General features: G+C 74.0%; 20 protein-coding genes. 13 read left to right on the forward strand and 7 right to left on the reverse strand.

Translation table 11 applies throughout. The features are described 5' to 3' along the window. Window positions 1-32: 32 nt before the first annotated feature. Both ACQPZ4_RS16395 and ACQPZ4_RS16400 read left to right on the forward strand, forming a co-directional pair. Window positions 33-572 carry a TetR/AcrR family transcriptional regulator gene (locus tag ACQPZ4_RS16395; RefSeq protein WP_433061355.1) on the forward strand — a complete coding sequence of 180 codons (540 nt, stop codon included), beginning with the start codon at window positions 33-35 and terminating at the stop codon, window positions 570-572. Window positions 573-640: 68 nt separating this feature from the next. Beyond that, the gene (locus ACQPZ4_RS16400; protein WP_433061358.1) at window positions 641-1,660 is read left to right on the forward strand and encodes a medium chain dehydrogenase/reductase family protein; all 1,020 of its coding nucleotides are present in this window, start codon (window positions 641-643) and stop codon (window positions 1,658-1,660) included. Between the two features lie 46 nt (window positions 1,661-1,706). Here the strand turns inward: ACQPZ4_RS16400 and ACQPZ4_RS16405 are convergent, their stop codons facing one another. Genes ACQPZ4_RS16405 through ACQPZ4_RS16415 form a run of 3 tightly spaced genes read right to left on the reverse strand, consistent with a single transcriptional unit; the run spans window position 1,707 to window position 4,202 of the window. Next, window positions 1,707-2,855, reverse strand: coding sequence for a hypothetical protein (locus tag ACQPZ4_RS16405; protein ID WP_433061361.1), 1,149 nt, complete (start codon window positions 2,853-2,855; stop codon window positions 1,707-1,709). Beyond that, window positions 2,842-3,351, reverse strand: coding sequence for a SigE family RNA polymerase sigma factor (locus tag ACQPZ4_RS16410; protein ID WP_433061364.1), 510 nt, complete (start codon window positions 3,349-3,351; stop codon window positions 2,842-2,844). The genes ACQPZ4_RS16405 and ACQPZ4_RS16410 overlap by 14 nt, the downstream gene beginning before the upstream one ends. Before the next feature lie 44 nt (window positions 3,352-3,395). Then, on the reverse strand, window positions 3,396-4,202 hold the full coding sequence (locus tag ACQPZ4_RS16415; RefSeq protein ID WP_433061366.1) for an alpha/beta fold hydrolase: 807 nt from the start codon (window positions 4,200-4,202) through the stop codon (window positions 3,396-3,398). Between the two features lie 56 nt (window positions 4,203-4,258). Here ACQPZ4_RS16415 and ACQPZ4_RS16420 point away from each other — a divergent pair, with 56 nt between their 5' ends. From ACQPZ4_RS16420 to ACQPZ4_RS16450, 7 genes are all read left to right on the forward strand, one after another. Then, window positions 4,259-4,777, forward strand: coding sequence for a MauE/DoxX family redox-associated membrane protein (locus ACQPZ4_RS16420; protein WP_433061369.1), 519 nt, complete (start codon window positions 4,259-4,261; stop codon window positions 4,775-4,777). 152 nt (window positions 4,778-4,929) lie between these two features. Beyond that, a complete protein-coding gene (locus ACQPZ4_RS16425; protein ID WP_433061372.1) occupies window positions 4,930-8,079 on the forward strand; it encodes a BTAD domain-containing putative transcriptional regulator in 3,150 nt (1,049 codons plus the stop codon). Between the two features lie 160 nt (window positions 8,080-8,239). Further along, window positions 8,240-10,609 carry a phosphoketolase family protein gene (locus tag ACQPZ4_RS16430; RefSeq protein ID WP_433061374.1) on the forward strand — a complete coding sequence of 790 codons (2,370 nt, stop codon included), beginning with the start codon at window positions 8,240-8,242 and terminating at the stop codon, window positions 10,607-10,609. After that, complete coding sequence (locus ACQPZ4_RS16435) at window positions 10,606-11,583, forward strand: Acg family FMN-binding oxidoreductase (protein ID WP_433061376.1); 978 nt, start codon at window positions 10,606-10,608, stop codon at window positions 11,581-11,583. Before ACQPZ4_RS16430 ends, ACQPZ4_RS16435 begins: the two co-directional genes overlap by 4 nt. A gap of 89 nt (window positions 11,584-11,672) precedes the next feature. Continuing rightward, entirely contained in the window at window positions 11,673-12,602 is a 930-nt protein-coding gene (locus tag ACQPZ4_RS16440; RefSeq protein ID WP_433061379.1) for an ABC transporter ATP-binding protein, read from the forward strand. Then, window positions 12,580-13,368, forward strand: coding sequence for an ABC transporter permease subunit (locus tag ACQPZ4_RS16445; protein ID WP_433061382.1), 789 nt, complete (start codon window positions 12,580-12,582; stop codon window positions 13,366-13,368). The genes ACQPZ4_RS16440 and ACQPZ4_RS16445 overlap by 23 nt, the downstream gene beginning before the upstream one ends. Beyond that, complete coding sequence (locus tag ACQPZ4_RS16450) at window positions 13,365-14,309, forward strand: PucR family transcriptional regulator (protein WP_433061385.1); 945 nt, start codon at window positions 13,365-13,367, stop codon at window positions 14,307-14,309. The genes ACQPZ4_RS16445 and ACQPZ4_RS16450 overlap by 4 nt, the downstream gene beginning before the upstream one ends. Here the strand turns inward: ACQPZ4_RS16450 and ACQPZ4_RS16455 are convergent, their stop codons facing one another. After that, entirely contained in the window at window positions 14,310-15,137 is an 828-nt protein-coding gene (locus tag ACQPZ4_RS16455; protein WP_433061387.1) for a universal stress protein, read from the reverse strand. Between the two features lie 99 nt (window positions 15,138-15,236). Between ACQPZ4_RS16455 and ACQPZ4_RS16460 the strand changes: the two genes are divergently transcribed. Beyond that, on the forward strand, window positions 15,237-16,325 hold the full coding sequence (locus tag ACQPZ4_RS16460; protein WP_433061390.1) for a hypothetical protein: 1,089 nt from the start codon (window positions 15,237-15,239) through the stop codon (window positions 16,323-16,325). Between the two features lie 109 nt (window positions 16,326-16,434). Then, window positions 16,435-17,166, forward strand: a complete 732-nt coding sequence (locus tag ACQPZ4_RS16465; protein WP_433061392.1) for a dienelactone hydrolase family protein — start codon at window positions 16,435-16,437, stop codon at window positions 17,164-17,166. Here the strand turns inward: ACQPZ4_RS16465 and ACQPZ4_RS16470 are convergent. Together ACQPZ4_RS16470 and ACQPZ4_RS16475 are read right to left on the reverse strand one after the other, a co-directional pair. Further along, on the reverse strand, window positions 17,149-18,099 hold the full coding sequence (locus ACQPZ4_RS16470; protein ID WP_433061394.1) for a DUF4240 domain-containing protein: 951 nt from the start codon (window positions 18,097-18,099) through the stop codon (window positions 17,149-17,151). The genes ACQPZ4_RS16465 and ACQPZ4_RS16470 overlap by 18 nt on opposite strands. 234 nt (window positions 18,100-18,333) lie before the next feature. After that, on the reverse strand, window positions 18,334-20,622 hold the full coding sequence (locus tag ACQPZ4_RS16475; RefSeq protein WP_433061396.1) for a putative bifunctional diguanylate cyclase/phosphodiesterase: 2,289 nt from the start codon (window positions 20,620-20,622) through the stop codon (window positions 18,334-18,336). Window positions 20,623-20,712: 90 nt separating this feature from the next. Between ACQPZ4_RS16475 and ACQPZ4_RS16480 the strand changes: the two genes are divergently transcribed. Continuing rightward, on the forward strand, window positions 20,713-20,940 hold the full coding sequence (locus tag ACQPZ4_RS16480) for a BatC protein (protein WP_433061398.1): 228 nt from the start codon (window positions 20,713-20,715) through the stop codon (window positions 20,938-20,940). 249 nt (window positions 20,941-21,189) lie between these two features. Next, on the forward strand, window positions 21,190-24,819 hold the full coding sequence (locus tag ACQPZ4_RS16485; protein WP_433061401.1) for a CARDB domain-containing protein: 3,630 nt from the start codon (window positions 21,190-21,192) through the stop codon (window positions 24,817-24,819). Here the strand turns inward: ACQPZ4_RS16485 and ACQPZ4_RS16490 are convergent. After that, window positions 24,816-25,544, reverse strand: a complete 729-nt coding sequence (locus tag ACQPZ4_RS16490; RefSeq protein ID WP_433061403.1) for a GntR family transcriptional regulator — start codon at window positions 25,542-25,544, stop codon at window positions 24,816-24,818. The two genes, ACQPZ4_RS16485 and ACQPZ4_RS16490, sit on opposite strands and share 4 nt — an antisense overlap. Between the last annotated feature and the right edge of the window lie 3 nt (window positions 25,545-25,547).

Consider the following 25,547-nt stretch of genomic DNA (forward strand, 5'->3'; position numbering starts at 1 on the left):
CAAGCTGAGTTTGTTTGTGTGTACTCACTTACATGCGAAGCACCGCCGAGGCCCGCCGGGCCGTCCTCCTCGATCGCGCCGTCGCCGTGTTCGCCCGCAACGGGTTCCACGCGACGCCGGTGACGGCCGTGGCGGCGGCGGCCGGGATCTCCGAGGCGTACGCGCTGCGGCTCTTCGGCGGCAAGCTCGGGCTGTTCCTGGCCGCCGTCGAGGCGTGCTACGAGCGGATCCTCGCCACCCTGGAGGCCGCCGCCGAGCAGGCCCCCGACAAGGACCCGGAGAAGCTGCTGTACTACCTCGGCGGGGCCTACGCCGAGCTCATCGCCGACAAGGACCTGCTCCTGCTGCAGGTCCACGCGCAGAGCGTCAGCGACGTCCCCGAGATCAAGGCCGCGGTCCAGCACGGCTACAAGCGCCTGGTCGCGTTCCTGCGTACGGCCGGCGCCGACGACCGGCAGATCCAGCAGTTCGTGGCCTACGGCCAGCTCTGCCACCTGATCGTGACCACCGGCCTCGACGAGGTCGACGAGTCGTGGGCGACCGCGCTCACGTTCGGCATGCGCCACCCGTAGGCCCCGTTTTCGTGCGCGCAGTTGTAAGTGTGTGCACACATACTCACCAGCACTGGAGGTACACCCGCATGAACACCACCGAGATCGTGCTTCCCGGCCTCGTCGAGCCCGACGGCCTGCAGCTGCGCGACCGCGAACTCCCCGCCCCGCAGCCCGGCCAGGCCCTGGTCCGCGTCGAGGCGAGCGGCGTCTCGTTTGCCGAGCAGCAGATGCGCCGCGGCAAGTACTACGACCAGCCCAGGTTCCCCTTCGTCCCCGGCTACGACCTGGTCGGCCGGGTCGAGCAGGCCGGCCCCGGCGCCGACCCGGCCCTCGTCGGCCGGCGCGTCGCCGCGGTCACCAAGATCGGCGGCTGGGCCACGGCCGCGCTCGTCGACGCCGGCGACCTCGTCCCGGTCCCGGACGGCGTCGACCCCGCCGAGGCGGAGACGGTCGTCGTCAACGGCGTCACCGCCTGGCAGATGCTGCACCGCATCGCCCGCGTGCGGCCGGGCGGCACCATCCTCGTCCTCGGCGCGAACGGCGGCGTCGGCTCGACCCTGGTCCAGCTGGCCCGCCACGCCGGCATCCGCGTCGTCGGCACCGCGTCCCCGCGCCACCACGACGCCGTCCGGTCCCTCGGCGCCGAGCCCGTCAGCTACAAGGATCCGCACGTGTACCGCCAGCTGCGCGACCTGTCCCCGCACGGCTACGACGCCGTCTTCGACCACGTCGGCGGCCCCGGCATCGCCGAGTCCTGGCGCCTCGTGCGCCGCGGCGGCGCCCTGGTCTCCTACGGCACCGCCGCCACCCGCGACGACCGCGGCAGCTCCCGCCTGCCGGTGCTGCTGCTCTTCGGCCGCCTGCTGTGGTGGAACCTCACCCCGAACGGCCGCCGCGCCGGCTTCTACAACCTGTGGGCCGGCCGCCGCAACAAGCCCGCGCACCAGGCGAAGCTGCGCGAGGACCTCACGAAGGTGTTCGCCCTGCTCGCCGCCGGCTCACTCAAGGCGCAGGTCGCCGCCCGCATCCCCCTCACCGACGCCGCCGAGGCCGTCCGCCTCGCCGAGTCCGGCACCGTCGCCGGCAAAGTCGTCCTGATCCCCTGACCCCCGAAAGGCATCCCGTCATGTTCGATCACTGACCGCACACCGCTCAGCTGCACGTCCAGATCACGGAGTACGGCTCGGCGGTCGCGACCAACCCCGCGACCGTCCGGCCGTCGTTGCTGATCACCAGGGCCATCGCCGGCTCGCCGTTCGGGCCGCGCAGCTCGTCGTCGCGGCCCGGGCCGACCCGGTGGCTCGTCTCCGGCAGGTTGCCGGGCAGCACCGCGAACCCGTTGGCCGAGCCCGCCTTCGCCCCGAAGTCGCCGCCCTTCGGCAGCTGGAAGACCTGCTTCGTGGACAGCGACCAGCGGACCGCGAAGTCGCCGCTCGCCACGCCGTAGACGTTGTCGCCGGCGATCGCCCAGACGATCATGTCGGCCCGGCCGGCCTTGGGCAGCGCGTGGGCCACGCCGTCGGGGGTCCAGTAGACCGGGGCGCCGCGGACGTCGCCGACCACCAGGCCGTCGTCGTCGATGTCGCGGGCCATCGCGTATTGGACGTCGGCGGCGCCGATGCCGGACGGCGTGCTGAGCTTGTGGGCCTTGCCGTCGGCCGACCAGAGCACCGGCACCGCGTCGTCCAGGGTGCGGCCGGTGGCATACCCGGCGACCTGGCCCTTGGCGTTGATCGCGGAGGGGTACATCGCCTGGTACCCGGTCAGCTTCGCCAGGTGCGTGACCTGACCCTCGCGCCAGACCCAGCCGCCGGTCGCCTCGTCGTTGCCGAGCACGGCGCCGTCCGCCGCGATGTCGTAGACGCCGCCCTGGACGCCCTCCAGCAGCTCGGCCCGGCCGTCCTTCCAGAGCACCGGCCGGTCGTGCGCGATACCGCCCAGGACGGTGCCGCTCGGGTCCATGGCGCTCACCTCCGCGCCGCCGCCGTCCGGCTCGGGCAGGCGGGCGAGCTTGCAGCCGGCGGGCGCGGTCGACACGGAGACGCTGGGCGACGGGAGCGCCGGTTGCGGGGCGTCGGTGGCGCGGTCGGGGCCGAGCACGGCGAACCCGCCGGCCGTGGCGAGCACCGCGATCCCGGCCGCCGCGGCGGTGAGGGTGGCGAGGCGGCGGCGGTTCGCCCGCTGCCCGTCGGCGATGGCGCGGGCCAGGTCGGCCCGGCCGGCCGGCACGTCGGTGGTGAGCATGAGCCGGCGCAGGTCGGCCCCGGCGGTCTCCTCGTCGTACACCTCAGTGCTCCTCAATCTTCGAAAGCATCTCCCGCAGCGCTTCCAGGCCGCGCGAGCTCTGGCTCTTCACCGTGCCGACGGAGCAGCGCAGGGTCTCGGCGACCTCCTCGACGGGCCGGTCCAGCAGGAACCGCATCACGAGCACGGCCCGCTGCCGGGGTGGGAGTCTGCGCAGCACCTGCACGAGCCGGCTGCGGTCCTCGACCTGGCCGTGCGCCTCCCCGGCGGTCGCGGCCGGGAGATCGCCGGGCCGCTCGGTCAGGTGTACCCGGGCCCACGCGAGCCGCTTCTCGTCGACGAGCGTGTGCACGAGCATCCGGTGCACGTACGCGTCGAGGTTGTCGCTGCGCGCCGCCCGTTTCCAGTGCTGGTACAGCCGCGTGATGGTGATCTGCACGAGGTCGTCGGCGCGGTGGGCGTCGCCGGCGCTCAGCAGGTACGCGGCCCGGTGCAGCGCCGGCAGCCGGGCCGACACGTAGTCGACGTACGCGGCCTGGGTTTCCGCCCGCATCCATGGTCCTCTCGGTAGCCGTCACCCCACCGACGGGACCGGGACTACAAAAGGTTGAGTGCCGCCCGCACCACGCGCTCGAAGGCCTCCGGGGCGGACAGCATCGGGAAGTGGTCGGCGCCGGGCAGCTCGACGAGCGTCGCCCTCGGGGCCTGCGCGGCCAGCCGGCGGGCCCACAGGCGGGTGCCGGCGAAGTCGTGCTCGCCGACGACCACGTCGACCGGCATGGCCAGCTCGGCGAAGCGATCCCGGACCGGCGGGTCGAGCTCGGCCCCGAGCGACTCCGGCAGCTCGATCCAGAACCGGTTGGCGATCTGCAGCGCCTCCATCTTGCGCCGCTGCGCCGGGCCGAGCGCCGGTCCCCACCCCGCGATGTCGGCGGCGGCGTAGGCGGCGATCCCCTCGGCCTCCAGCAGCGGGACGGTCCGCTCCACGTGGGCGTGCATCTCGGCGCGGGCCGCGGACTCCTCGGGCGTCGGGTCCGGGAAGTCGCCGAGCACCGCCCCGGCCGCGACCACGCGCACCACCCGCTGCGGGAACGCGCAGGCGAAGGCGAGCGCGCGGCGGGCGCCGTCCGAGACCCCGACCAGCACCGCCCGGTCCGCCCCGGCCGCGTCGAGCACGGCGGCGATGTCGTCGACCTCGCGGTACGGCTGCCGCGCCCTTGAGGAAAGGCCCATGTCGCGGAAGTCGAACGCGGTGACCCGGGCCTCGCGCCGCAGCCACTCGACCGTCGAGTCCCACATGCGCAGATCGGCCGCCCCGGCGTGCAGGAGCAGCACGTCGGGCCCCGCGCCGGTGGTGCGGCTGTACAGGGAACCGCCCGGAACGTCCACAAAGCGCTCGGCCATCGCTTCAGCCTAGTGCCGCGAGATAGTCTGAGGTCGATCACGGGGGAGGGTGTGCGTTGGGTTACCTGGAAGTGGCGGCTCGGCTGCTGGTGGCGACGGTGTTCGTGGTGGCCCTGGCCGGGAAGGTGAGCGGCGCGAAGGCGTACGCCGCGTTCGTCGACTCCCTGCTGCGGATGGACGTCGTGCCGGTGCGGCTGGCCCGGCCGGCCGCCGCCGCGTCCGTGGCGGCCGAGGCGGCCGTGGTCGTGCTGCTCGCGGTGCCGCTGCGCTGGGCCGCGGTGGCCGGGTTCGTGATCGCGGCCGGGCTGCTCGCGGTGTTCGCGGCCGCGATCGCGATCAGCCTGCGGGCCGGCAACCGGGCGCCGTGCCGGTGCTTCGGCGCGTCCACGGCGCCGCTGGGCAAGGGGCACGTCGTCCGCAACGGCGTGCTGATCCTGATCTCGCTGGCCGGCCTGGTGGCGGCGGCCGGGACCGGGGCCGTCGCGGTGCCCGGGGCCGTCGTCGCGGGCGGGGCCGGGCTGGTCGCCGGGGTCATCGTCACCGCGTACGACGACATCGCCGCCCTGTTCCGCTGAGCGCCCGGCGCGGGTGACCTCCCCCCGTGAGAGGCCCACCGCGCCATGCGAGACGGGCGGCCGAGGGGGGAAGCCGCCCGTCCAGCGACGATGGCATTCACGGCTATCGTCGGGCTACGAACTGGATACCGAGTGCACACGGGGGAGGTAGCGTGCGGTACCGCTTGCTCGGCCCGCTCGAGGTCGGCACCGGGGACCACGTGTGGCGGCCCCGCGGCCGGCGCGAGCGCGCCATGCTCACCGTGCTGCTGCTGCGCCCCAACCGGCCCATCGGGCTGGGCGAGCTCATCGACGCCACCTGGGACGCCGCCCCGGCCACCGCCCGCCAGCAGGTGCACAGCACGGTCCACCGGCTGCGGGCCGTGCTCGGCGACGAGACGGTGCGCACGGTGGCGTCCGGGTACCTCTTCGCCGCCGACCCGGCCGAGGTCGACGTGGCCGTGTTCACCGAGCTCGCCGCCGACGCCCGCCGGGCCGCGGCCGCGGGCCGGATCGACGACGCCGTCGGGCTGTACCGCCAGGCCGCCGACCTCTGGCGCGGCCCGGCCCTGGCCGACCTGGACACCCCGCCGCTCGCCGTGGAGGGCGCCCGCCTGGCCGAGCTGCGCCTGGCCGTGCTCGCCGAGCGCTTCGACGCCGAGCTGGCCGTGGGCGGCGACCCGCTGCCCGAGCTGACCGCGCTGGTCGCCGAGCACCCGTACGCCGAGCGGCTGCGCGGCCAGCTCATGACCGCGCTGCACCGGGCCGGGCGGCGGGCCGAGGCGCTGGCCGTGTACCGCGAGGGGCACCGCCGCCTGGTCGAGGACCTCGGCATCGAGCCCGGCCCGCAGCTGCGCGAGCTGCAGCAGAGCATCCTGCTCGACGCCGAGGTGCCGCCCGCCGCGCCCGAGCCGCAGCCCGAGCGGGAGGCGCCGTGCCTGCTGCCGCCACCCCCGCGGCTGCTGGTCGGGCGCGAGGACGCGGTCGCCTGGCTGCTGCACCGCCTCGACGCCGACCGTCTCGACACCGACCGCCTCGACACCGCCCGACCTGATACCGGCCGCCTCGATACTGCCCGACTCGACACCGGCCGCCTCGATACTGCCCGCCTCGATACAGCCCGGCGTGAGTTCGGCCGCGTCGACACCGATGCCCAGACCACCCGGGTGCTGGCCGTGTGCGGCGCGGCCGGGATCGGCAAGAGCGCCCTCGTCATGGCGGTCGCGCACCGGGTCCGGGCGCAGTTCCCGGGCGGGCAGCTGCACGTGCGGCTCGGCGCGCCCGGCGGGGCGTGGGAGGCGCACGCCTCGGTGCTCATCGCGCTCGGCGTACCCCCGGCGGCGATCCCGGCCGGCCCCGGCGAGCGGGAGGCGTTGTACCGCGCCCGGCTCGGCGGCCGCCGCGTGCTGCTCGTGCTCGACGACGCCCCCGACGCGGCCACGGTGCGCGCGCTGAGCCCCGGCACCGGCGGCGTCGTGCTGGTGACGAGCCGCCCGCGGCTGCTCGGGCTGACCGAGGCCGAGCACCTCGAACTGGGGCTGCTCGGCCCGGGACCCAGCCGCGCCCTGCTCGACCAGATCGTCGGGGCCGGGCGCACCGGGGCCGAGCCGGCGGCGACCGGGGACGTCATCCGGTACTGCGGCGGCCTGCCCCTCGCCCTCTGCGTCGCCGGCGCGCGCCTGGCCGGCCGGCACGAGCTGCCGGTGGCCGCCTACTCGCAGCGCCTCGCCGACGAGCGGCGCCGGCTCGCCGCGCTGTCCACATCGGACGGCGGGGTGGGGGCCAGCCTGCTCGTGTCGTACCGCGGCCTCGGCGCCCCGGCCCGCACCGCCCTGCGCCGGCTCGGAGCCCTCGCCACCCGCCCGTTCCCGGCCTGGACCGTCGCCTGCGCCCTCGGCCCTGGTCCCCTCAACCCAGGCCCACTCAACCCAGGCCCACTCAGCCCGGGCCCACTCAGCCCGGGCCCGCTCGGCCCCGGCCCGCACAGTCCCGGGTCGCCCGGCACCGACGCCGATGAGCGGTCCTGGACCGTCGCCGCCACACCGGGAGCACCCGGCCCGGACGCCGACGAGCCGCTCGACGCCGACCTGGTCGTCGACGAGCTCGCCGACGCCCAGCTGGTGCAGAGCGTCGGCGCGGCCCGCTACCACCTGCACGACCTGGTGCGGATCTTCGCCGCGGAGCGCTGCGCGGAGGAGGAGGAACCGGCGTCGGTACGCGCCGCGGCCGAGCGGATCCTCGGCGGCTGGCTCGCCGCCGCCCTGGCCGCCGTGGAGCGCTTCAGCGGCGACCGGCCGGCCCAGGCCTGGGGCGTCACCGAGCTCGCCGAGATCTCCGACTGGTCGGTCTCGGCCGACCCCCTGGCCTGGCTGGACGCCGAGGTCGACTCGGTCGCCGCGGCCGTGCACCAGGCCCACGAGCTCGGCCTCGACGAGCTGTGCTGGCGGCTGGCCTGGGTGCTGCGCAACTACCTGGAGGCCCGCGGCCGCTGGCAGCTGTGGGACGAGACGACCCGGGCCGGGCTGGAGGCGGCGCGGCGCAGCGGCGACCGGGTCGGCGAGGCCTGCATGCTCGTCTCCCTGGCCCAGCGGGTGGCCTCGGAGGGCGGCTGCGTCGACGACCGCGACGCCGTCGCCGCCTACAAGATCTTCGACGCCGAGGGCCACGCCGTGGGCCGCTCGGTGGCGCTGTTCGCGATGGCCGAGATCGCCGAGTGGCGCCACGACGGCGAGGACGTGCGGCACTACTTCCGCCGCGCGATCGCCGCCGCGCGGGAGGCCGGCGACGAGTACATGGCCGTCAACGCCGAGGCCAAGCTGGTGCGCTGGGACCACGAGGACGACCCCGACGCCCCGGCGGTGGCCGACGCCTACCGCGACTGCCGGGACCGGCTGCGCGGCATGGGCGCGATCCGCCAGGCGGCGATGATGGAGCGGCGGCTCGGCATGTGGTACGAGGCCCACGCCCGCCACGACGAGGCCCTGGCCTGCTTCAGCGGCAGCCTGCGCGACGCCCAGGAGCTGCGGGACGAGACCGGGGTGGCGTACCTGAGCCTGGACCTCGGCCGCCTCGACGCCGCCGGCGGGCGGGGCCCGGCCGCGGCCGAGCACTTCACCGAGGCGCTCACCCTGTTCACCCGGCACGGCGACGAGACCGGCGCGGCCCGGGCCCGGCTGGAGCTGGGCCGGCTGTGCGCGACCGAGGGGCGGGTCGAGGAGGCCCGGACCCTGCTGCGGGCCGCCCACGACCGCTTCGCCGAGCTCGGCCACACGCACTGGTGCGAGCACGCGGCCCTGGCCCTGGCCGGCCTCGCCGCGGCGTGACCCGCATCACCCGGGCCCCCCGTCCCGCCGGTCACCTCGGGCAACGCCGATCGGACCGGTCCCGGCAGTCCCCCATTTGTCGGGACCTCCGGCCCTGCACGCCTCCCGCCGTTACGGTCACCCTGGAAGTGGAGGTCGTGCGAGGAGTACAGGAGAGGTCATGACACAGCGCCTGCGTGCCGAGCTTGAGGACGTCGAGGTCGCACAGCTGGATGCGTGGTGGAGAGCCAACAACTACCTCACCATCGGGCAGATCTACCTGCAAGCCAACCCACTGCTGCGGCGGCCGCTGGAGGCGGACGACATCAAGCCGCGGCTGCTCGGCCACTGGGGCACCAGCCCCGGCCTGTCATTCATCTACGCCCACCTGTCCCGGCTCATCAAGCAGACCGGGCAGCAGGCCATCTACCTGGCCGGCCCCGGGCACGGCGGGCCCGCGCTGGTCGCCGCCGGCTACCTCGAGGGCACCTACACCGAGATCTACCCCAACGTCACCCTCGACGAGCCGGGCCTGCTCAAGCTGTTCCGGCAGTTCTCCGCGCCCGGCGGCATCCCCAGCCACGTCTCCGTCACCACCCCCGGCTCGATCCACGAGGGCGGCGAGCTCGGCTACGTGCTCGTGCACGCCTTCGGGTCCGTCATGGACAACCCCGACCTGCTGACCGTGGCCGTCGTCGGCGACGGCGAGGCCGAGACCGGCCCCCTGGAAGGCTCCTGGAAGGGCATCTCGTTCATCAACCCGGCCCGCGACGGGGCCGTGCTGCCGATCCTGCACCTCAACGGGGCGAAGATCGCCGGCCCGACGGTGCTCGGCCGCAAGGCCCCGGCCGAGGTGCGGTCCCTGCTCGAGGGGCACGGCTACGACGTGCTGGAGATCGAGGGCGCCGACCTGCCCGGCATGCACCACCGCTTCGCCGCCGTGCTCGCCGAGGCGTACGACAAGATCAAGTCGATTCAGGAGTCCGCGCGCGGCGGCGGCTGGGACGGCTCCCGCCCCCGCTGGCCGCTGATCGTCCTGCGCTCGCCGAAGGGCTGGACCGGGCCCGAGCAGGTCGACGGCGTCCAGGTCACCGGCACGTGGCGGGCGCACCAGGTCCCGCTCGCGGGCGTGAAGGAGAACCCGGAGCACCTGCGGCTGCTGGAGGAGTGGCTCCGGTCGTACAAGCCGGAGGAGCTCTTCGACGCCAGCGGTGCGCCGGTCGAGGCGGTCCGGGCCCTCGCACCCGGCGGCGACCTGCGCATGAGCGCGAGCCCGCACGCCAACGGCGGCCTGCTCACCAAGGACCTCGACATCCCGGACTTCCGCAAGTACGCCGTCGACGTGAACCTCCCCGGCCGCGAGCACGCCGAGAGCACCCGCCGCCTCGGCGAGCTGCTGCGCGACATCTACAGCGCCAACGGCGACCGGTTCCGGCTGTTCTGCCCCGACGAGACCAACAGCAACCGGCTCGGCGCCGTGTTCGAGGTGTCCGACCGGGCCTTCATGGAGCACGTGACCGACGCCGACACGGCGATCGGCCGCGACGGGCGGGTCATGGAGGTGCTCTCCGAGCACAACTGCCACGGCTGGCTGGAGGGCTACAACCTGTCCGGGCGGCACGGGATGTTCGCGACCTACGAGGCCTTCGCGATGGTGTCGGCCTCGCAGACGGTACAACACGGAAAATGGCTGCAGGAGGCCAAGCGGCTGCCGTGGCGGGCCAAGGTGCCCAGCCTGAACGTGCTGCTGACATCGACCGCCTGGCGCAACGACCACAACGGCTTCAGCCACCAGGGCCCCGGCCTCATCCAGGTGGTGCTGACCCAGCGCGGCGACATCGCCCGGGTCTACCTGCCGCCGGACGCGAACTGCCTGCTCTCCGTGGCCGACCACTGCCTGCGGTCGCGCTCCTACATCAACCTCATCGTCATCGACAAGCAGCCGCAGCTGCAGTGGCTGTCGATGGAGGACGCGATCGAGCACTGCACCCGCGGCGCGGGCGTGTGGGAGTGGGCCGGCACCGACGACGGCACCCAGGACCCGGACGTCGTGCTGGCCTGCGCCGGCGACGTGGTCACCATGGAGACCGTCGCGGCCGCCCAGATCCTGCGCCGGCGGCTGCCGAAGTTCCGGGTCCGGGTGGTCAACGTGGTGGACCTGATGACCCTGCCGCGCCGCAAGGACCACCCGCACGGGATGAGCGAGACCCAGTTCACCGAGCTGTTCACCGACAAGGTGGACGTGGTCTTCGCCTTCCACGGGTACCCGGGCGCCATCCACCAGCTGGTGCACGGCCGGCCCGACGCCGACCGGTTCCGGGTGCGCGGGTTCGTGGAGGAGGGCACCACCACGACCCCGTTCGACATGACCGTGCGCAACCGCGTCTCGCGGTACCACCTGGTCATGGACGCGATCAACAACGCCAAGCGGCTCCCGCCCGGCGCCACCGAGCTCAAGGCGTGGTGCGAGCGGAAGCTGGCCGAGCACGAGACGTACGTCGTGGAGCACCTCGAGGACATGCCCGACGTGCGGGACTGGAGCCTGTCATGACCACGACAGCGACCGGGGCACTGGCCGCGGCGGCGGACGCCGCCCGGCTGGCCCCCTCCGTGCACAACACCCAGCCGTGGCGCTGGGTGGTCGACGGCGACCGGCTGGAGCTCTTCGCCGCGCCCGAGCGCCAGCTGCGCGAGCAGGACCCCGAAGGGCGGCTGATGGTACTGAGCTGTGGCGCCGCCCTGCACCACGCGCTCGTCGCGCTGGCCGCGGCGGGCTGGAAGGCCGAGGTGGACCGCCCGGCCGGCGCGCCCGAGGCCGGCGAACCGCTCGCGATCGTCCGCGCGGTCTCGCACGCCGCGGCCGACCCGCACGACATGCACCGGCTGCAGCTGCTGCAGGTGCGGCGCACCGACCGGCGGGTCGTCACCGACGAGGCGGTGGCCCCGGCCGCCCTGGACGCCCTCGCCGCCGGCGCCCGCCGCGGCGGGGCCCGCCTGCACGTGCTCAACCGCGACCAGGTCCTCCAGCTCGCGGTGATGATCGAGCACTCGGGCGAGGCCGAGCAGCACGACGAGCGGATGCGCGACGAGACCAAGGCCTGGGTCGGCGGCGAGCGGGCGGCCGGCAGCGGCATCCCGGACAGCGCCCTGCCGGCCCAGAACCCGCGCACCACGGTCGCCGAGCGCGACTTCGGCGTGGCCGGCACCCTGGCGGCCGGCGAGGGCCACGACAACGCCGCCCACTACGCCATCCTGTACGGCGAGGGCGACGAACGCCCCGACTGGCTCGCGGCCGGCGAGGCCCTGGGCGAGCTCTGGCTGACGGCGACCGGCCGCGGCACGGCGGTGCTCCCGCTGAGCAGCCCGGTCGAGCTGGACTTCACCCGGGTCGCGCTGCGCCGGATGCTGGGCGACACCGGCTGGCCGTACCTGGTGCTGCGCCTCGGCGTGGCGGACCCGGAGCACGCCGGCCCGCCGCACACCCCGCGCCTGCCCGCCGCCGACGTCATCGAGGTGCGCGGCTAGCCCGTTGCCGGGCCCCGGCAACGCGGGCCCGGCGACATCGTCCGGCTCCCGGCCTGGAGCGCCGGCCCCGCCGGTCGCAGGATGGGGGCATGACCACAGACATCGCGGTGCGCGCCGAGGAACTCACCAAGTTCTACGGCGCGCACCGCGGCATCGAGGGGCTCGACCTCGAGGTCCGCGCGGGGGAGGTGCTCGGCTTCCTGGGGCCCAACGGCGCCGGGAAGACCACCACCATCCGGCTGCTGCTCGACTTCCTGCGCCCCACCGGCGGCCGGGTCACCGTGCTCGGCCTCGATCCGCGCCGGGAAAAGGCCGCCCTGCACCGGCGCATCGGCTACCTCCCCGGCGAGCTGGCCTTCCCCGGCCGCCGCGGCAAGGCGGCCGACCTGCTGCGCTTCTTCGGCGACGCGCGCGGCGGAGTCGCGTGGAGCCGGGTCACCGAGCTGGCCGAGCGGCTGGAGCTCGACCTGTCCCGGCCCGTGCACGCGATGAGCAAGGGCAACCGGCAGAAGGTCGGCCTCGTGCAGGCCTTCATGCACCAGCCCGACCTGCTCGTGCTCGACGAGCCGACCAGCGGCCTCGACCCGCTGATGCAGCAGGAGTTCCTCGGCCTGGTCCGCGACGCGCGGGCGGCCGGGCAGACCGTGTTCATGTCCTCGCACGTGCTGGCCGAGGTGCAGCAGGCCGCCGACCGGGTCGCGATCGTGCGCGCCGGGCGGCTGGCCGCGGTCGAGCGGGTCGAGTCGCTGGGGCGCCGGGCCGTGCGCACCGTCGAGATCCACTTCGCCGACCCGGTCGGCGCCGCCGAGTTCGCCGGGCTGCCCGGGGTCGCCGAGGTCCGCGTGGACGGGCCGGTGCTGCGCTGCACCGTCGACGGGAAGCTCGACCCGCTGGTCAAGGCGGCGGCGCGGCACGAGGTCATCGACCTGCTGTCGGCCGAGCCAGATCTTGAGGAGACCTTCCTCTCGTACTACTACCACGCCGAAGGGGACCCGGATGCTGCCCGCGCTGGTGCGTAAGACCTGGGCCGACGACCGCCGCGCGCTGCTGGGCTGGGCCGTGGGCGTGGCCGCGTTCACCGGCGCGTACACGTCCTTCTATCGCAACTTCGCCGGCGTCTCCCAGCTCAAGCAGGACGCGCTGCCCAAGTCCATGATGGACTTCCTCGGCATCGCCGACCTGACCTCGGCCGCCGGCTACCTGCAGGCGACGGTGTTCAGCCTGCTCGGGCCGCTGCTGGTGCTGATGTGCGCGATCACCGTGGCGGCCCGCACGATCGCCGGGCCCGAGGAGGACGGCGGGCTCGAGTTGCTGCTGACGGTACCGTTGCGGCGTCGTGCCTTTGCGGCTCAGCGCCTGCTCGCCGCGGCCGCCGGGATCACCGCGATCGCGGCCGTGCCCTGGGTGCTGCTCCTGGCGATCGTGCCCGCGGCCGGCATGGACATCGGGCTGTCCGACGTCTCGTCCGCCTGTTTCGGCCTGGTCGCCGTGGCCTGGTGCTTCACCGGCGTCGCGTTCCTGGCCGGGGCCGCCTCGGGCCGCCGGGGGACGGTCCTCGCGGTGGCCGGGGCGCTCGCGGTGGCCACCTACATCGCCAACGCGCTCGGCGGCGTCATCGACGGGCTCGGCTGGCTGCGGTACGGCTCCCCGTTCCACTACGCGTTCGGCACCGACCCGCTGCACACCGGCTGGCACCCGGTCGAGCTCGCGGTGCCCGTCGCCGCCGGGGTGGTGACCGCGCTCGCCGGGGTGCTCTGGTTCGATCGGCGCGACGTCGGCGTATGAGCCCGTTCGGCGAGCCCGATCCGGTCCGGGCCGCGGCCCTGCTCGGCGCCCGCGCCGCGGACGACGGCGCGCCCGTCCGCGACCTCGTGCTCGGGCTGCTCAAGGCAGGCGCGGGGGCGGACCACGGGCTGCTCGAGGCGGTGATGGGCGCGGCCCTGGACGGGTACGCCCGGGCCAACCGCGCCGAGCTGGCCCGGCACGACACCGAGCGGGCCGCGTTCGTCACCGACCTGCTCACCGGCCGCGCCGACCCGGGCGGCCTGGCCGAGCGGGCCCAGCGGTACGGCATCCGCCTCTCCGCCACCCACGTCGTGCTCGTGGCCCGCGGCGCGGAGGTGAGCCCGGCGCTGGCCCAGCGGGTCGACGGGGCCCTGGCCGCGCGGTACGGCGACGGGAACACGCTGACCACGCTGCGCGACGGCGAGCTGGTCTGCATCAGCGCGGGCGGGCTGCGGGGGATCGCCGCCGAGCTCGCCCGCCTGCTGGTCGGCGAGCTCGGGCCGGGCGGCTGGCAGATCGCCGTCGGCCGCCCCCATCAGGGTCTGCCGGGCCTGGCCCGGTCCCTCGGCGAGGCCCGGGGGAGCCTCGACCACGCGGCCAAGCTCGGCTTCACGACCCCGGTCCTGCACGCGGCCGACCTGCTCGTGTTCCCGGTGCTGCTGCGCGACCGGGAGGCGATCACCGACCTGGTGACCACGGTGCTCGGGCCGCTGCGGGAGGCGCGCGGCGGGGCCCGGCCCTACCTCGACACGCTCACCGTGCTGTTCGAGCACCAGGGCAACTACACCGCCACCGCGCGGCACCTGCATCTGTCGGTGCGCGCGGTGACGTACAGGCTGGACCGCATCCGCGACCTGACCGGCTACCACCCGGGGGAGCCGACTCAGCGCTTCACCCTGCACACCGCGGTCCTCGGCGCCCGGCTGCTGGGCTGGTCGTGATCAGTGGACGATGAGCACCGGGCAGTCGGCGTGGTGCATGAGCTGCAGGCCGACCGAGCCCAGCAGGAGCCCGGTGAAGCCGCCGTGGCCGCGGCTGCCGACCACGACCAGGGTGGCGGTCCGCGAGGCGTCGACCAGGACGGCGGCCGGGCGACCGGCGGCGACCAGCTGGGCCACCGGCACGTCGGGGAACTTGCCGGCCCAGTTGGCCAGGGCGTCCTCGAGAGCCGCCCGCTCGGCGGCCTCGTCGGTGTGGTCCGGCGGGTACGCCCGCACCGCGACCAGGGCCCGCCCGCGCTCCCGGGCCGCCTCGAACGCGAGCCCCAGCGCGGAGTCGCCGGACGCGGAGCCGTCCACGCCGACCACGACGGGCCCGACGGACGGGTCGGGCCGCCCGCGCACGACCGCCACCGGGACCTTGGCGTGCGTGGCGACCTGCTGGCTGACCGAGCCCAGCAGCAGGTTGGCCAGCCCGCCGGCGCCGCGGTTGCCCACGACCAGCATGGTGGCACCGGCGTCGCCGAGGTCGAGCAGCGTCGCCGCCGCCGAGGAGGCCGCGCACACCCCGAACACGTCCACGGCCGAGCGCCCGCGCACCTCCTCGGTGATGTCGGCCAGGATCGCCTCGGCGGCCTGCCGGGCCGCGTCGACCTGCTCGGCCACGGCCGCGTAGTAGGCGCCGGGCCAGGTGATCTCGTAGGTGGTGACGATCTGCAGCCGGCTGCCGGTCAGCCCGGCCTCGGCCGCGGCCCACTCGACCGCGCGCCGGGCCTCCGGCGAGCCGTCGTAGCCGACCACGATCCCGTACGGGTCCGCGTGTGTGCTCATCGGGTCCTCCTCACTGTGGACTCCCTCCTGCCAGCGTGACGCGGCCGGGCGCGCGCGGGCAGGGCCGAACGGCCCAGCCTGGGCGGGTAGGGTGCCGGGGTGGCCCCCGCGCGGATCATCCGCCCGATCGCCCTCGGCGTCGCTCTGCTGATCGGCGGCGTGCTGGTGTTCACCGATCCGTCCGGCCCGTCGACCCCCGCCGTCTCCGCGCCCGCCCAGCGCCCGCTGCGCCAGGCGTTCCCGGCCGCCACGATCGCCGACGCGCCGGCGCGGCTGGCCGACGGGACGAGGTACCAGCCCGGCCTGTACCTCGACGCGACCACCTCGATCGGCGTCGCCCCCACCCCGGACGGCACGGCCCAGCGGGTGCTGCTGCGCACCGGCGGCACGGTCCGCGAGGTGGCGCGGGCCGGGCAGGACCGCTATCCGCGCTTCGCCGCCTTCACCGCCGCCGGCGACGACGTGTTCTGGGTCGAGTCCACGGCCACGACCACCCAGCCGCTGCAGCACCGGATCTTCCGGCTGGCCTGGCGCGAGGATTCCGCGGGTGTACCGCTCGCCGCTGACACCGGCGACGCCGAGTTCACCGGCGGGGAGTACGACCTCGTCGCCCACGACGGCCTGCTGTCCTGGGCGGCGGTGGCGGGCCCGGCCACCGAGATCCGCTCGGTCCCGCTCGACGGCGGCCCGGTGACCACGACGAGCGTCGACGGCTCCTACGAGCTCTCGGCCTGGCCGTGGCTGCAGACCGGCGCCGCGGCCCGCGCGGCCGGCCGGCAGGAGCTGCGCGACCTCGCCACCGGCAAGCGGATCACGATCGTGAAGTCGGCGGCCGAGACCGTCGACTGCGGCCCGTCCTGGTGCCGCTCCGTGGTCTCCTCCGGTACCGGCGGCGACACCAGCCTCGCGCTCCTCCACCCCGACGGCACCGCCCGCCGCCGCGTCGGGGGCGTGGACACGTTCCCGGCCGCCGGCCCGCCCGCGCTGCTGGACCGGTTCTCGGCGGTGCTGCAGACCGGCACCCGCACGGCGTACGACTCCTCGCACCGGCTCGCCCTCTACGACCTGCGCACCGACCGCCTGATCACCGTGGCCGACGACGCCGACCAGGTCTTCGCCCGCGGCCACATGCTGTGGTGGTCCCGCGGGGACGTGTGGCACAGCCTGGATCTGGCGACGCTGCGCTAGTGGCACCGCCTGCGTCTCGGCCGGTCCGGCTGGCGGCAGGCGTCCTTTTCGGTGTGGTGTCCCCGCACCTGGCGATGCCGCGCCGGATGCGCCGGTAAGGTTCCAGGCCATGAAGCTGCGCGAGGAAGACGTGGCGGTTCCGGCCGCCGGCTACGAGATCCGCGCCCGGGTCATCGCGCCGGTGGGAGCGGCGCGGGTGCCGGGGGTCGTGCTGTACACGGACATCTTCCAGCTCACCGAGTCGACCCTGCGCACCGCGCGCCGCCTCGCGTCCGACGGGTTCCTCGTCTGCGTCCCGGAGATCTATCCGCGCCGCCTCGCCGGCGTGGCCCTCGAGTTCGACGACGAGGGCAAGGCCACCGGCCTCGCCGCCGCGGCCGCCACCACGACCGCCGAGTTCGACGCCGACCGCACCGCGGTGCTGGACTTCCTGGCGGCCCGGTCCGACCTGACCGAGCTGTACGCGACCGGCTTCTGCATCGGCGGCCACCTCGCCTTCCGCGCCGCCCTCGACCCGCGGGTGGCCGCGACCGTCTGCTTCTACCCGACCGGCCTGCACGACGGCAAGCTCGGCGCGGACGACGCCGGCTCCCTGGCCCGCGCGGCCGACATCCGCGGCGGCCTGATGCTCGTCTTCGGCGCCCAGGACCCGCACGTCCCCGCCCCGGCCCGCGTCCAGATCCTCGACGCCCTGTACCGGGCCGGCCACGACGACCTGGAGCTGCACGTCTACTCGGGCGGCGAGCACGCCTTCATGCGCGACGTGGGCGCCCGCCACGACCCGGTGCTCACTGACCTGGCCCTCGCCGAGGCCGTCTCCTACCTACGGGGCCGCTCGTAGCAGGTGCGCGCCGGCCGCGTGCAGCGGTTCGAGCGTGGGCCGGGCGCCGTGGCCGGTCGGCAGCGCGGCCAGTACGCATGCCGCCGCGAGGGCGGTCAGCCCCGTCCGCCGCTCCACCGGCGACCAGCCCCTCGCGGTCGCGATCGGCAGCTCGGCCAGGACCAGCAGCACCGGCCCGTGCACGATCTCGTCCTCGACCAGCCCCACGACCTCCGGGACGGTCTGCCACTCGAGGCCGCAGCCGATGGTGACGTGCAGGTGCTCCGTGCCGAGGTCACCCGGCAGCCCGCCGGAGAGCGCCACCGCCCGGGACATGTCGAGCGTCAGGCCGAACTCGGTCTCGCGGGACAGGAAGCGCACCAGGCCGTACGAGCGGCCCGGCGTCTCGGTCCCGTCCTCGTGGATGCGCGTGAAGTCCAGCGGCTTCGTGCGGTCCTCGCAGGTGACCACGACCGGCCGGGGACCGGTGTCCCAGGCCTCACGCGGCTCCTCGTCGGGCTCGGACCAGTGCGCCTCGTTGCTGCCGGTCTCGAAGTCGTACTTCGTCTCGATGTCGTCGCCGACCACCTCGTCGGCCAGGTAGAGCAGGGCCTCGGCGTCGGGCCAGCGCCCGGTGGCCAGCATCGCCGGGTCGGCGAGCACCGCGGCCACCGTGTCCCGCCCGCGCAGCACGAGGCCGCAGCGTAGGTAGAGGAACGAGTCGTCGCTCAGCGGGAGCGGTGGGTCCTCGTCGTCCTCGTCATCGTAGTCGAAGCGCACCGGCTGACCGGCCAGCACCTCGCGGTCGAGGTCATACAGAACCCGGGCGAGCCGCTCCTGGAAGCGCACCACGTCCTTGGGCTTCAACCCCTCCAGCCCCGCGCGCAGCCGGTCGAGGCCGTCGACCGAGCCGCCGGCCATGTCGATCAGCTGCCAGAACCGCTGCTCGTCCATCGGCCGCATGATCAGCATTCTTGCAGGACGGGCGTTGGCTCGGGTGCACACCTGCTCAGCGCAGGTCGACGACCTCGTTCTCGCCCTCAGGAGGGGTGCGTCCGAGCAGGGCCGCGGCCCCGTACTGGATCAGCGATACGCCCGGCCGTGCGGCGCGTCCCAGTACTCGGCCGACTCGGCGTGCACTCGCATGCCCGCACGCCCGGCCCCGAAACGACGAACTGCGCCGGGCGGTCAGGCCGGGACCGGCTGGGCGAGGACCTTCATCAGGTCGTCGGCCGGCATGGGGCGGTGGAAGTGGTAGCCCTGCGCGTAGCGGTAGCCCAGGGAGTACAACTGCTGCGCTTGTTCCTGGGTTTCGACGCCCTCGGCGACCGCGCGCAGGTGGAGCCCGTCGGCGATCTGCAGCAGGGCGGTGGCGATGACCGCCGGTGAGCCGCCGGCGCCGATCTCGTCGACGAAGCTCTTGTCGACCTTGAGCACGTCGACCGGGCAGATCTGCAGCAGGCCCAGCGAGGAGTGCCCGGTGCCGAAGTCGTCCAGGGCGATGCGCAGGCCCATCTCGCGCAGGGTGCGCACCGAGGCCAGGGCCAGGTCGTCGTCGAACACGGCGGTCTCGGTGACCTCCACCGTCAGCCGGTGCGGGCCCGCCCCCGTCTCGGCCAGGATGCGGCGCACCGTGGCCGGGAAGTCGGGGTCGCGCAGCTGGCGGGCGGAGACGTTGACCGTGACGCGCACGTCCGGGCGGCCCGCGCGGGCCAGCCGGACGGCCTGAACAGCGGCGGTGCGCAGGATCCACTCGCCGAGCGGGGCGATGAGTCCGGTGCGCTCGGCGACCGGGATGAAGACCGACGGCGGCACGAACCCGCGCTCCGGGTGCCGCCAGCGGATCAGGGCCTCGGCGGCCTCGATGCTGCCGTCGGGGAGACGGACGATCGGCTGGTACACCATGTGCAGCTCGCCCGTGTCCATCGCCCGGCGCAACTCGGCGGCGATGCGGGCGTCCTCGGTGGCCACGGCGTCCAGGTCGGGGGTGAACCGGGCGCTGCGATGCTTGCCGCGGTCCTTGGCCGCGTACATGGCCACGTCGGCCCGGCGCAGCAGTTCCCGCGCGTCGGCGCCGCCGGACGCGCTGGCCAGGCCGATGCTCGCGCGGATCATGAGGTCCACGTCGCCGGCCGTCAGCGGCTGCTGGAGGGCCTCGGCGATGCGGGCGATCAGCGCGTCGGCGACGTCCGGCTCGGCGTCCATGAGCACCGCGAACTCGTCGCCGCCGAGGCGGACCACGGTGCCGGCGGGGCCGGCGACGCCGGTCAGCCGCTCGGCCACCGCCAGCAGCAGCTCGTCGCCCACGTTGTGCCCGAGGCGGTCGTTGACCTGCTTGAAGTCGTCAAGGTCGATGATCGCCAGGTGCAGCCGGTGCGGGGGCGTGCCGGCCATCTCCTCCATCCGGCGGCTCAGCATCCGGCGGTTGCCCAGGCCGGTCAGCGCGTCCTGGGCGGCCTGGCTGGCCAGCTGGTCGCGGGCCTCGCGCAGCTGGGCGACGGTACGGTCCACCGTCTCCAGCAGCCGCGCGTTGTCCCGGAACGCGTGCACCTGCCGGGCCACCACCACCAGCGTCAGCAGCACCGCCCCGGCGGTGAGGATCCGCCCGTCGCTGCCCTGCCCGGCCACCAGCAGCAGCCCGTTCGCGCCCGCCACGGCGAGGTACGGCACCACGCTCCACCGCCGGGCCGGCAGCGGCGGGGGCGGCGGCAGGTCGGCCGCGCGGCGCTGCCGGTCGGCCGCGAGCGCGACGAAGACGGCGGCGACGGTGACGGTGACGTGGGCGTCGCTGATCGCCGGGTACGCCATGTAGATCGGCGCCATCGCGCCCGCCGTGGCCGCGGCGACGGTGGCGAAGGCGAGGATGCGCAGCGCGACGCGCTCGATCGCGCCGATGCCGGTCGAGGAGAGCTTCACGAACACCGCGACGGTGGCGCAGCCGGCCACCACGGCCACGACGGACGGCCAGACCGAGCCGGAGACCTTCTCCCAGGCGGCGGCGTCGCGGAACGAGAAGTGCCAGGCGACCAGCCCGATCGAGATCATCACGGTGCCGCTGTCGAGCACGAGCTGCAGGGTGCCGCCGCGGTGGGTGCGGGAGCCGGGCAGCCGCAGCAGGCCCCACTGGGTGATGAACGAGGCGCCGATGAAGCAGCCGAGGGTCAGCGCGCCCATCCGCTGGGTCGGGCCGCCGGGGCCGGACAGGGCGTCGAAGGCGTTGCTGATCGCGCCGGCGCCGAGCATGGCCGAGGACACGGCGACGTACCGCCAGAAGTTCCGCGCGGACGGGCTCAGCCCGGCGTTGGACGCGCGCCAGCACTGCGCGGTGGCCACGCCGGCCACGATCGGCAGCATCGCCCAGCCGGCGAGCGGCGCCTGCCACGCGCGCAGCAGCACGCCGGTCAGCCAGACCGCGAGCACGACCACGGCGGCCGCGCCGGTCAGCAGGCCGGCGGTGAGCCGGAACGGCCGGACCACGGGCACTCCTCCCGTCAACGTCCGGGTCATCGGCGGCCGCGGCGGCAAGCTGAGCGGTTGCGCGGGTGCGCGGACGGGTACCCAGGCGGCATGGGACTCAATGACAACGACATCACCACGACCTCGCACAGCTCCCACTCGGAGCACCACGAACACCACTCGCACTCGGAGCACCATTCGAACGTCAACGGCGTGCCGCACGACTCGGAGCACGACGAGCACGAGGTGCGCACGCACGTGTCCGCCGAGGGGCCCAACGACGGCGGCGCGGACCCGCACGGCACCGACGGCGGCGCCGACGGAGGCGCTCAGATCTGACCTGCACTTCTGCTAAAGGCCGACCCCGAACGGGGTCGGCCTTTTGCATGTAGACGTTGACGAATGGCCGAATGTCTGCAACCTTATAGTCCCCGTCCGCAAAAACGAGGCAAAGATCTGCAACTTCCGGCTGACGCACCGCCAACCGTCTGCTGGGCACCCACCCCACTCGCCCTGACCTGGGCAGCCGTACCAGGCCGCCGAGGTCGGGTGATCCGCGCTGTCCTGATTCGGAGCAGAGGACACCCCATGCCCAGAAGAAGACTCACCGCCGGTGCGTTGACGGTGATGCTGGCCGTCGCCGGCGCCGTCGGACTCACCGCCGCCCAGCCCGCCGTCGCCGCCGGCGGGCCGAACCTCGCCCAGGGCAAGACCGCCACCGCCAGCAGCTTCGCCGACGTCTACCGCGCGAGCAACGTCACCGACGGCAACCAGGGCACCTACTGGGAGAGCGCCAACAACGCGTTCCCGCAGTGGATCCAGGTCGACCTCGGCTCGGCGGTCAGCGTCGACCAGGTCAAGCTCAAGCTGCCCACCGGCAGCTGGGGCGCCCGCACGCAGACCCTGGCCCTGACCGGCAGCACCGACGGCACCAACTTCGGCACCACGCTCTCGGCCTCGGCCGGGCGGGTGTTCGACCCGGCCGCCGCCAACACGGCCACGATCAATTTCAACGCCGCGACGGTACGGTACGTGCGCGCCACCATCACCGCGAACACCGGCTGGCCCGCGGGGCAGGTGTCCGAGTTCGAGGTCTACGGCGCCACGACCACGACCAACCCGCCGACCGCGCCCGGGAACCTCGCGTTCACCGAGCCCGGCAACGGGCAGATCAAGCTGACCTGGACCGCGTCCTCGTCGTCGCTGGGCATCGGCGGGTACACCGTCTACGCCAACGGCACCGCGCGGGCCACGGTCGCCGCGGGCACCCTGACGTACACCGACACGCAGCCCAGCGGGACGACCGTCGAGTACTTCGTCCGGGCCCGTGACACCGCCGGCACCGAGAGCGCCGACAGCAACCACGTCACCCGCAACGGCAGCACCCAGCCGCCGGGCGGCACGAACCTGTCGCAGGGCAAGCCGGTCGACGCGAGCTCCTCGGTGTTCTCGTTCGTGGCCGCCAACGCCGTCGACGGCAACGTGGCCACCTACTGGGAGTCCAGCGGGTACCCGGGCACCCTCACGGTGCACCTGGGCGCCAACGCCGACGTCAACTCGATCGTCGTGAAGCTCAACCCGGACACCGCCTGGGGCGCGCGCACGCAGGGCATCGCCGTGCTCGGCCGGGACCAGTCCGCGACGACCTTCACCACGCTCAAGGCGCGCGCCGACTACGCGTTCGCCCCGGGCGGCACGCAGAACACCGTCACCATCTCGGTGAGCGCCCGCGTGGCCGACGTGCAGCTGCAGTTCTTCAGCAACACCGGCGCGCCCGGCGGCCAGGTCGCCGAGTTCCAGGTGTTCGGCACGATGGCACCCAACCCGGACCTCGTGGTCACCACCGCCTCCTGGTCGCCGGCGTCGGTCAACGAGACGACCGCGATCACGCTGTCGGCCACGGTGCGCAACAGCGGTACCGCCGCATCGGCCGCCACCTCGCTCAACTTCTCGCTCGGCGGCTCCGTCGCCGGCACCGCGAACGTCGGCGCGCTCGCCGCCGGCGCCTCCACCACCGTCACCTACAACGCCGGCACCCGCCCGATGGGCAGCTACGCGCTGACCGCCACGGTCGACCCGGCGAACACCGTCGTCGAGCAGAACAACGACAACAACAGCTTCACCACCGCGAGCCCGCTCGTGGTGACCCAGGCGCCCGGCCCGGACCTGCAGGTGACCGCGGTCGCCTCCAACCCGGCCAGCCCGGCGGCCGGCGCGGCGGTCTCCTTCACCGTCACGGTCGCCAACACCGGCACCACGGCGGTCAGCGCGACGACCGTGACCCGGGTGAGCGTGGGCGGTACGACGCTGAACGCCAACACGGGCGCGATCGGCGCCGGCTCGACGGTCACCGTCGCCGTCCCCGGCACGTGGACCGCGGTCGCCGGCGGGGCGACGATCACCGCCACGGCCGACGCGACGAACGTGGTCGCGGAGACCCGCGAGGACAACAACTCCCTCTCGCGCTCCGTCGTGGTCGGGCGCGGCGCCGCGGTGCCGTACACCGAGTACGAGGCCGAGGCCGCGAACTACAACGGCACCCTGGTGACCGCCGACTCGCTGCGCACGTTCGGGCACACCAACTTCGGCACCGAGAGCTCGGGCCGGGCGTCGGTGCGGCTGAACAGCACCGGGCAGTACGTCGAGTTCACGTCCACCAACCAGGCCAACTCGATCGTGGTGCGCAACTCGGTGCCGGACTCGCCCTCGGGCGGCGGCGCGGACTACACCCTCAGCCTCTACGCGAACAACGTCTTCGTGCAGAAGCTGACCCTCTCGTCGCACTTCAGCTGGCTGTACGGCACGAGCGACGACACCGAGAGCCTGTCCAACTCGCCCGGCGGCGACGCCCGGCGCCTGTTCGACGAGTCGCACGCGCTGCTCACGTCGAGCTACCCGGTCGGCACGAAGTTCAAGCTGCAGCGGGACAGCGGCGACAACGCGTCGTTCTACTACATCGACATGATCGACCTCGAGCAGGTCGCCCCGGCGCTGTCGCAGCCGGCGGGGTGCACGTCGATCACGCAGTACGGCGCGGTGCCCAACGACGGCGTCGACGACACGGCGGCCATCCAGCGCGCGGTGATGGACGACCAGAACGGCGTCATCAGCTGCGTGTGGATTCCGGCCGGGCAGTGGCGGCAGGAGCAGAAGATCCTCACGCCGGACCCGACGCGGGGCCAGTGGAACCAGAAGGGCATCCGCAACGTCGTCATCAAGGGCGCCGGGATGTGGTACTCGAACCTGTACACGACCACCGAGCCGCAGAACGTGGTCGGCGGCATCAACCACCCGCACGAGGGCAACGTCGGCTTCGACATCGACGACAACGTCCAGCTCTCGGACCTGTCGATCTGGGGTGGCACGACCAACCGCAAGGACCGCGGCCACGGCCTCAACGGTCGCTTCGGCAAGAACACCAAGGTCTCCAACGTGTGGATCGAGCACACGAACGTCGGGGCCTGGGTCGGCCGTGACTACAGCGACACGCCGGCCTACTGGAACCCGGGCGACGGGCTCGAGTTCTCCGGCATGCGCATCCGCGACACCTACGCCGACGGCATCAACTTCTCCAACGGCACGCGCAACTCCAAGGTGTTCAACTCCTCGTTCCGCACCACGGGCGACGACTCGCTCGCGGTCTGGTCCAGCACCTACGTCAAGGACCAGTCGGTGGACGTCGGGCACGACAACCACTTCACGAACAACACCATCCAGCTGCCGTGGCGGGCCAACGGCATCGCCATCTACGGCGGCTACGGCAACGGGATCGAGAACAACCTGATCTCCGACACCATGAACTACCCGGGCATCATGCTGGCCACCGACCACTCGCCGATCGCCTTCTCCGGCACCACGACGATCGCGAACAACGGCCTGTACCGGTGCGGCGGCGTGTTCTGGGGCGAGCAGCAGAAGTTCGGCGCGATCACGCTGTTCGCGCCGTCGAGCGACATCGTCGGCGTCACCATCAAGGACACCGACGTCATCGACTCGACCTACGACGGCATCCAGTTCAAGGCGGGCAGCGGCCAGTACCCGAACGTGGCCATCACCAACGTCCGCATCGACAAGTCCAACAACGGCGCGGGCATCCTGGCCATGGGCAGCGCCCGGGGCAGCGCGACGCTGACCAACGTGACCATCACCAACTCGGCCACGGGCAGTGTCGTGAAGGAACCCGGCTCGCAGTTCGTGTTCAACGGCTCGCCGAACTAACCGGCAGGTGCCTCCTGGGCGGCGATCCCGTCCAGGAGGCACCGCAACCCCGTTTCGAACGCTGTTGTACTGGCTGTCATGGCGCTGCCGCGGACGAAGTTCTGCACGGTCCGGGTCAGGCGCGGGTCGGCCGCCGCCGTGTGCGCCTCGATGTGCGGGGCGAGCCGCGGGTGCTTGAACGAGACGGTGACCGCGAGCCACGGGTGCGCGCGGTACATCTCCCACTGCAGCCTTGCGAGCGCCTCCAGCGTCTCCCGCGGGCTGTTGTGCGTTTCCGGGGGCGGGCGCCCGGCGAACACGGCGTCGGACATGAGGACCTGGAGCTGGGCCTTGTCCCGCACGAAGGTGAGCAGCCAGACGTTGGCCACCTCGAAGCGCTGGGCGAGCCGGCGCATCGACAGCGCGCCCAGGCCCTCCGCGTCGGCTATTTCGATCGCCGCCCGTACCAGCGCGGCCCTTGTCTCGGCGCCCTCCTCCGGCAGCGGCGGCGGGGCCTGCACGGCCTCGGCGGCGCCCGCGGCGACGACCGACCCGCGGCCCTCGGGCACCGGCTCGGCCAGGCCGTCCTGGCGCATCATGGTCAGCGCCCGGTACGCGGGGCCGATCGAGACGCCGAACTCGGCCATGACCTCCCGGGCGGTCGGCAGCGCCCGGCCGGGCCTCAGCTCACCCGCGACGATCCGCCGGCGCAACTCCGCGACGATGCTCTCGGCCTTGCGCGTCACGCG

Origin of the sequence: Dactylosporangium sp. CS-033363 (assembly GCF_050942475.1) — a bacterium.
In the GTDB taxonomy this organism is placed as follows: Bacteria; Actinomycetota; Actinomycetes; order Mycobacteriales; family Micromonosporaceae; genus Dactylosporangium.

Excerpts from the sequence above, each read along its gene's own strand:
- ACQPZ4_RS16395 (WP_433061355.1), top strand. The coding sequence starts at position 33 with ATGCGAAGCACCGCCGAGGCCCGCCGGGCCGTCCTCCTCGATCGCGCC.
- ACQPZ4_RS16400 (WP_433061358.1), top strand. The coding sequence starts at position 641 with ATGAACACCACCGAGATCGTGCTTCCCGGCCTCGTCGAGCCCGACGGC.
- ACQPZ4_RS16410 (WP_433061364.1), bottom strand. The coding sequence starts at position 3,351 with ATGCGGGCGGAAACCCAGGCCGCGTACGTCGACTACGTGTCGGCCCGG.
- ACQPZ4_RS16415 (WP_433061366.1), bottom strand. The coding sequence starts at position 4,202 with ATGGCCGAGCGCTTTGTGGACGTTCCGGGCGGTTCCCTGTACAGCCGC.
- ACQPZ4_RS16430 (WP_433061374.1), top strand. The coding sequence starts at position 8,240 with ATGACACAGCGCCTGCGTGCCGAGCTTGAGGACGTCGAGGTCGCACAG.
- ACQPZ4_RS16435 (WP_433061376.1), top strand. The coding sequence starts at position 10,606 with ATGACCACGACAGCGACCGGGGCACTGGCCGCGGCGGCGGACGCCGCC.
- ACQPZ4_RS16440 (WP_433061379.1), top strand. The coding sequence starts at position 11,673 with ATGACCACAGACATCGCGGTGCGCGCCGAGGAACTCACCAAGTTCTAC.
- ACQPZ4_RS16445 (WP_433061382.1), top strand. The coding sequence starts at position 12,580 with ATGCTGCCCGCGCTGGTGCGTAAGACCTGGGCCGACGACCGCCGCGCG.
- ACQPZ4_RS16450 (WP_433061385.1), top strand. The coding sequence starts at position 13,365 with ATGAGCCCGTTCGGCGAGCCCGATCCGGTCCGGGCCGCGGCCCTGCTC.
- ACQPZ4_RS16455 (WP_433061387.1), bottom strand. The coding sequence starts at position 15,137 with ATGAGCACACACGCGGACCCGTACGGGATCGTGGTCGGCTACGACGGC.
- ACQPZ4_RS16465 (WP_433061392.1), top strand. The coding sequence starts at position 16,435 with ATGAAGCTGCGCGAGGAAGACGTGGCGGTTCCGGCCGCCGGCTACGAG.
- ACQPZ4_RS16470 (WP_433061394.1), bottom strand. The coding sequence starts at position 18,099 with ATGGACGAGCAGCGGTTCTGGCAGCTGATCGACATGGCCGGCGGCTCG.
- ACQPZ4_RS16480 (WP_433061398.1), top strand. The coding sequence starts at position 20,713 with ATGGGACTCAATGACAACGACATCACCACGACCTCGCACAGCTCCCAC.
- ACQPZ4_RS16485 (WP_433061401.1), top strand. The coding sequence starts at position 21,190 with ATGCCCAGAAGAAGACTCACCGCCGGTGCGTTGACGGTGATGCTGGCC.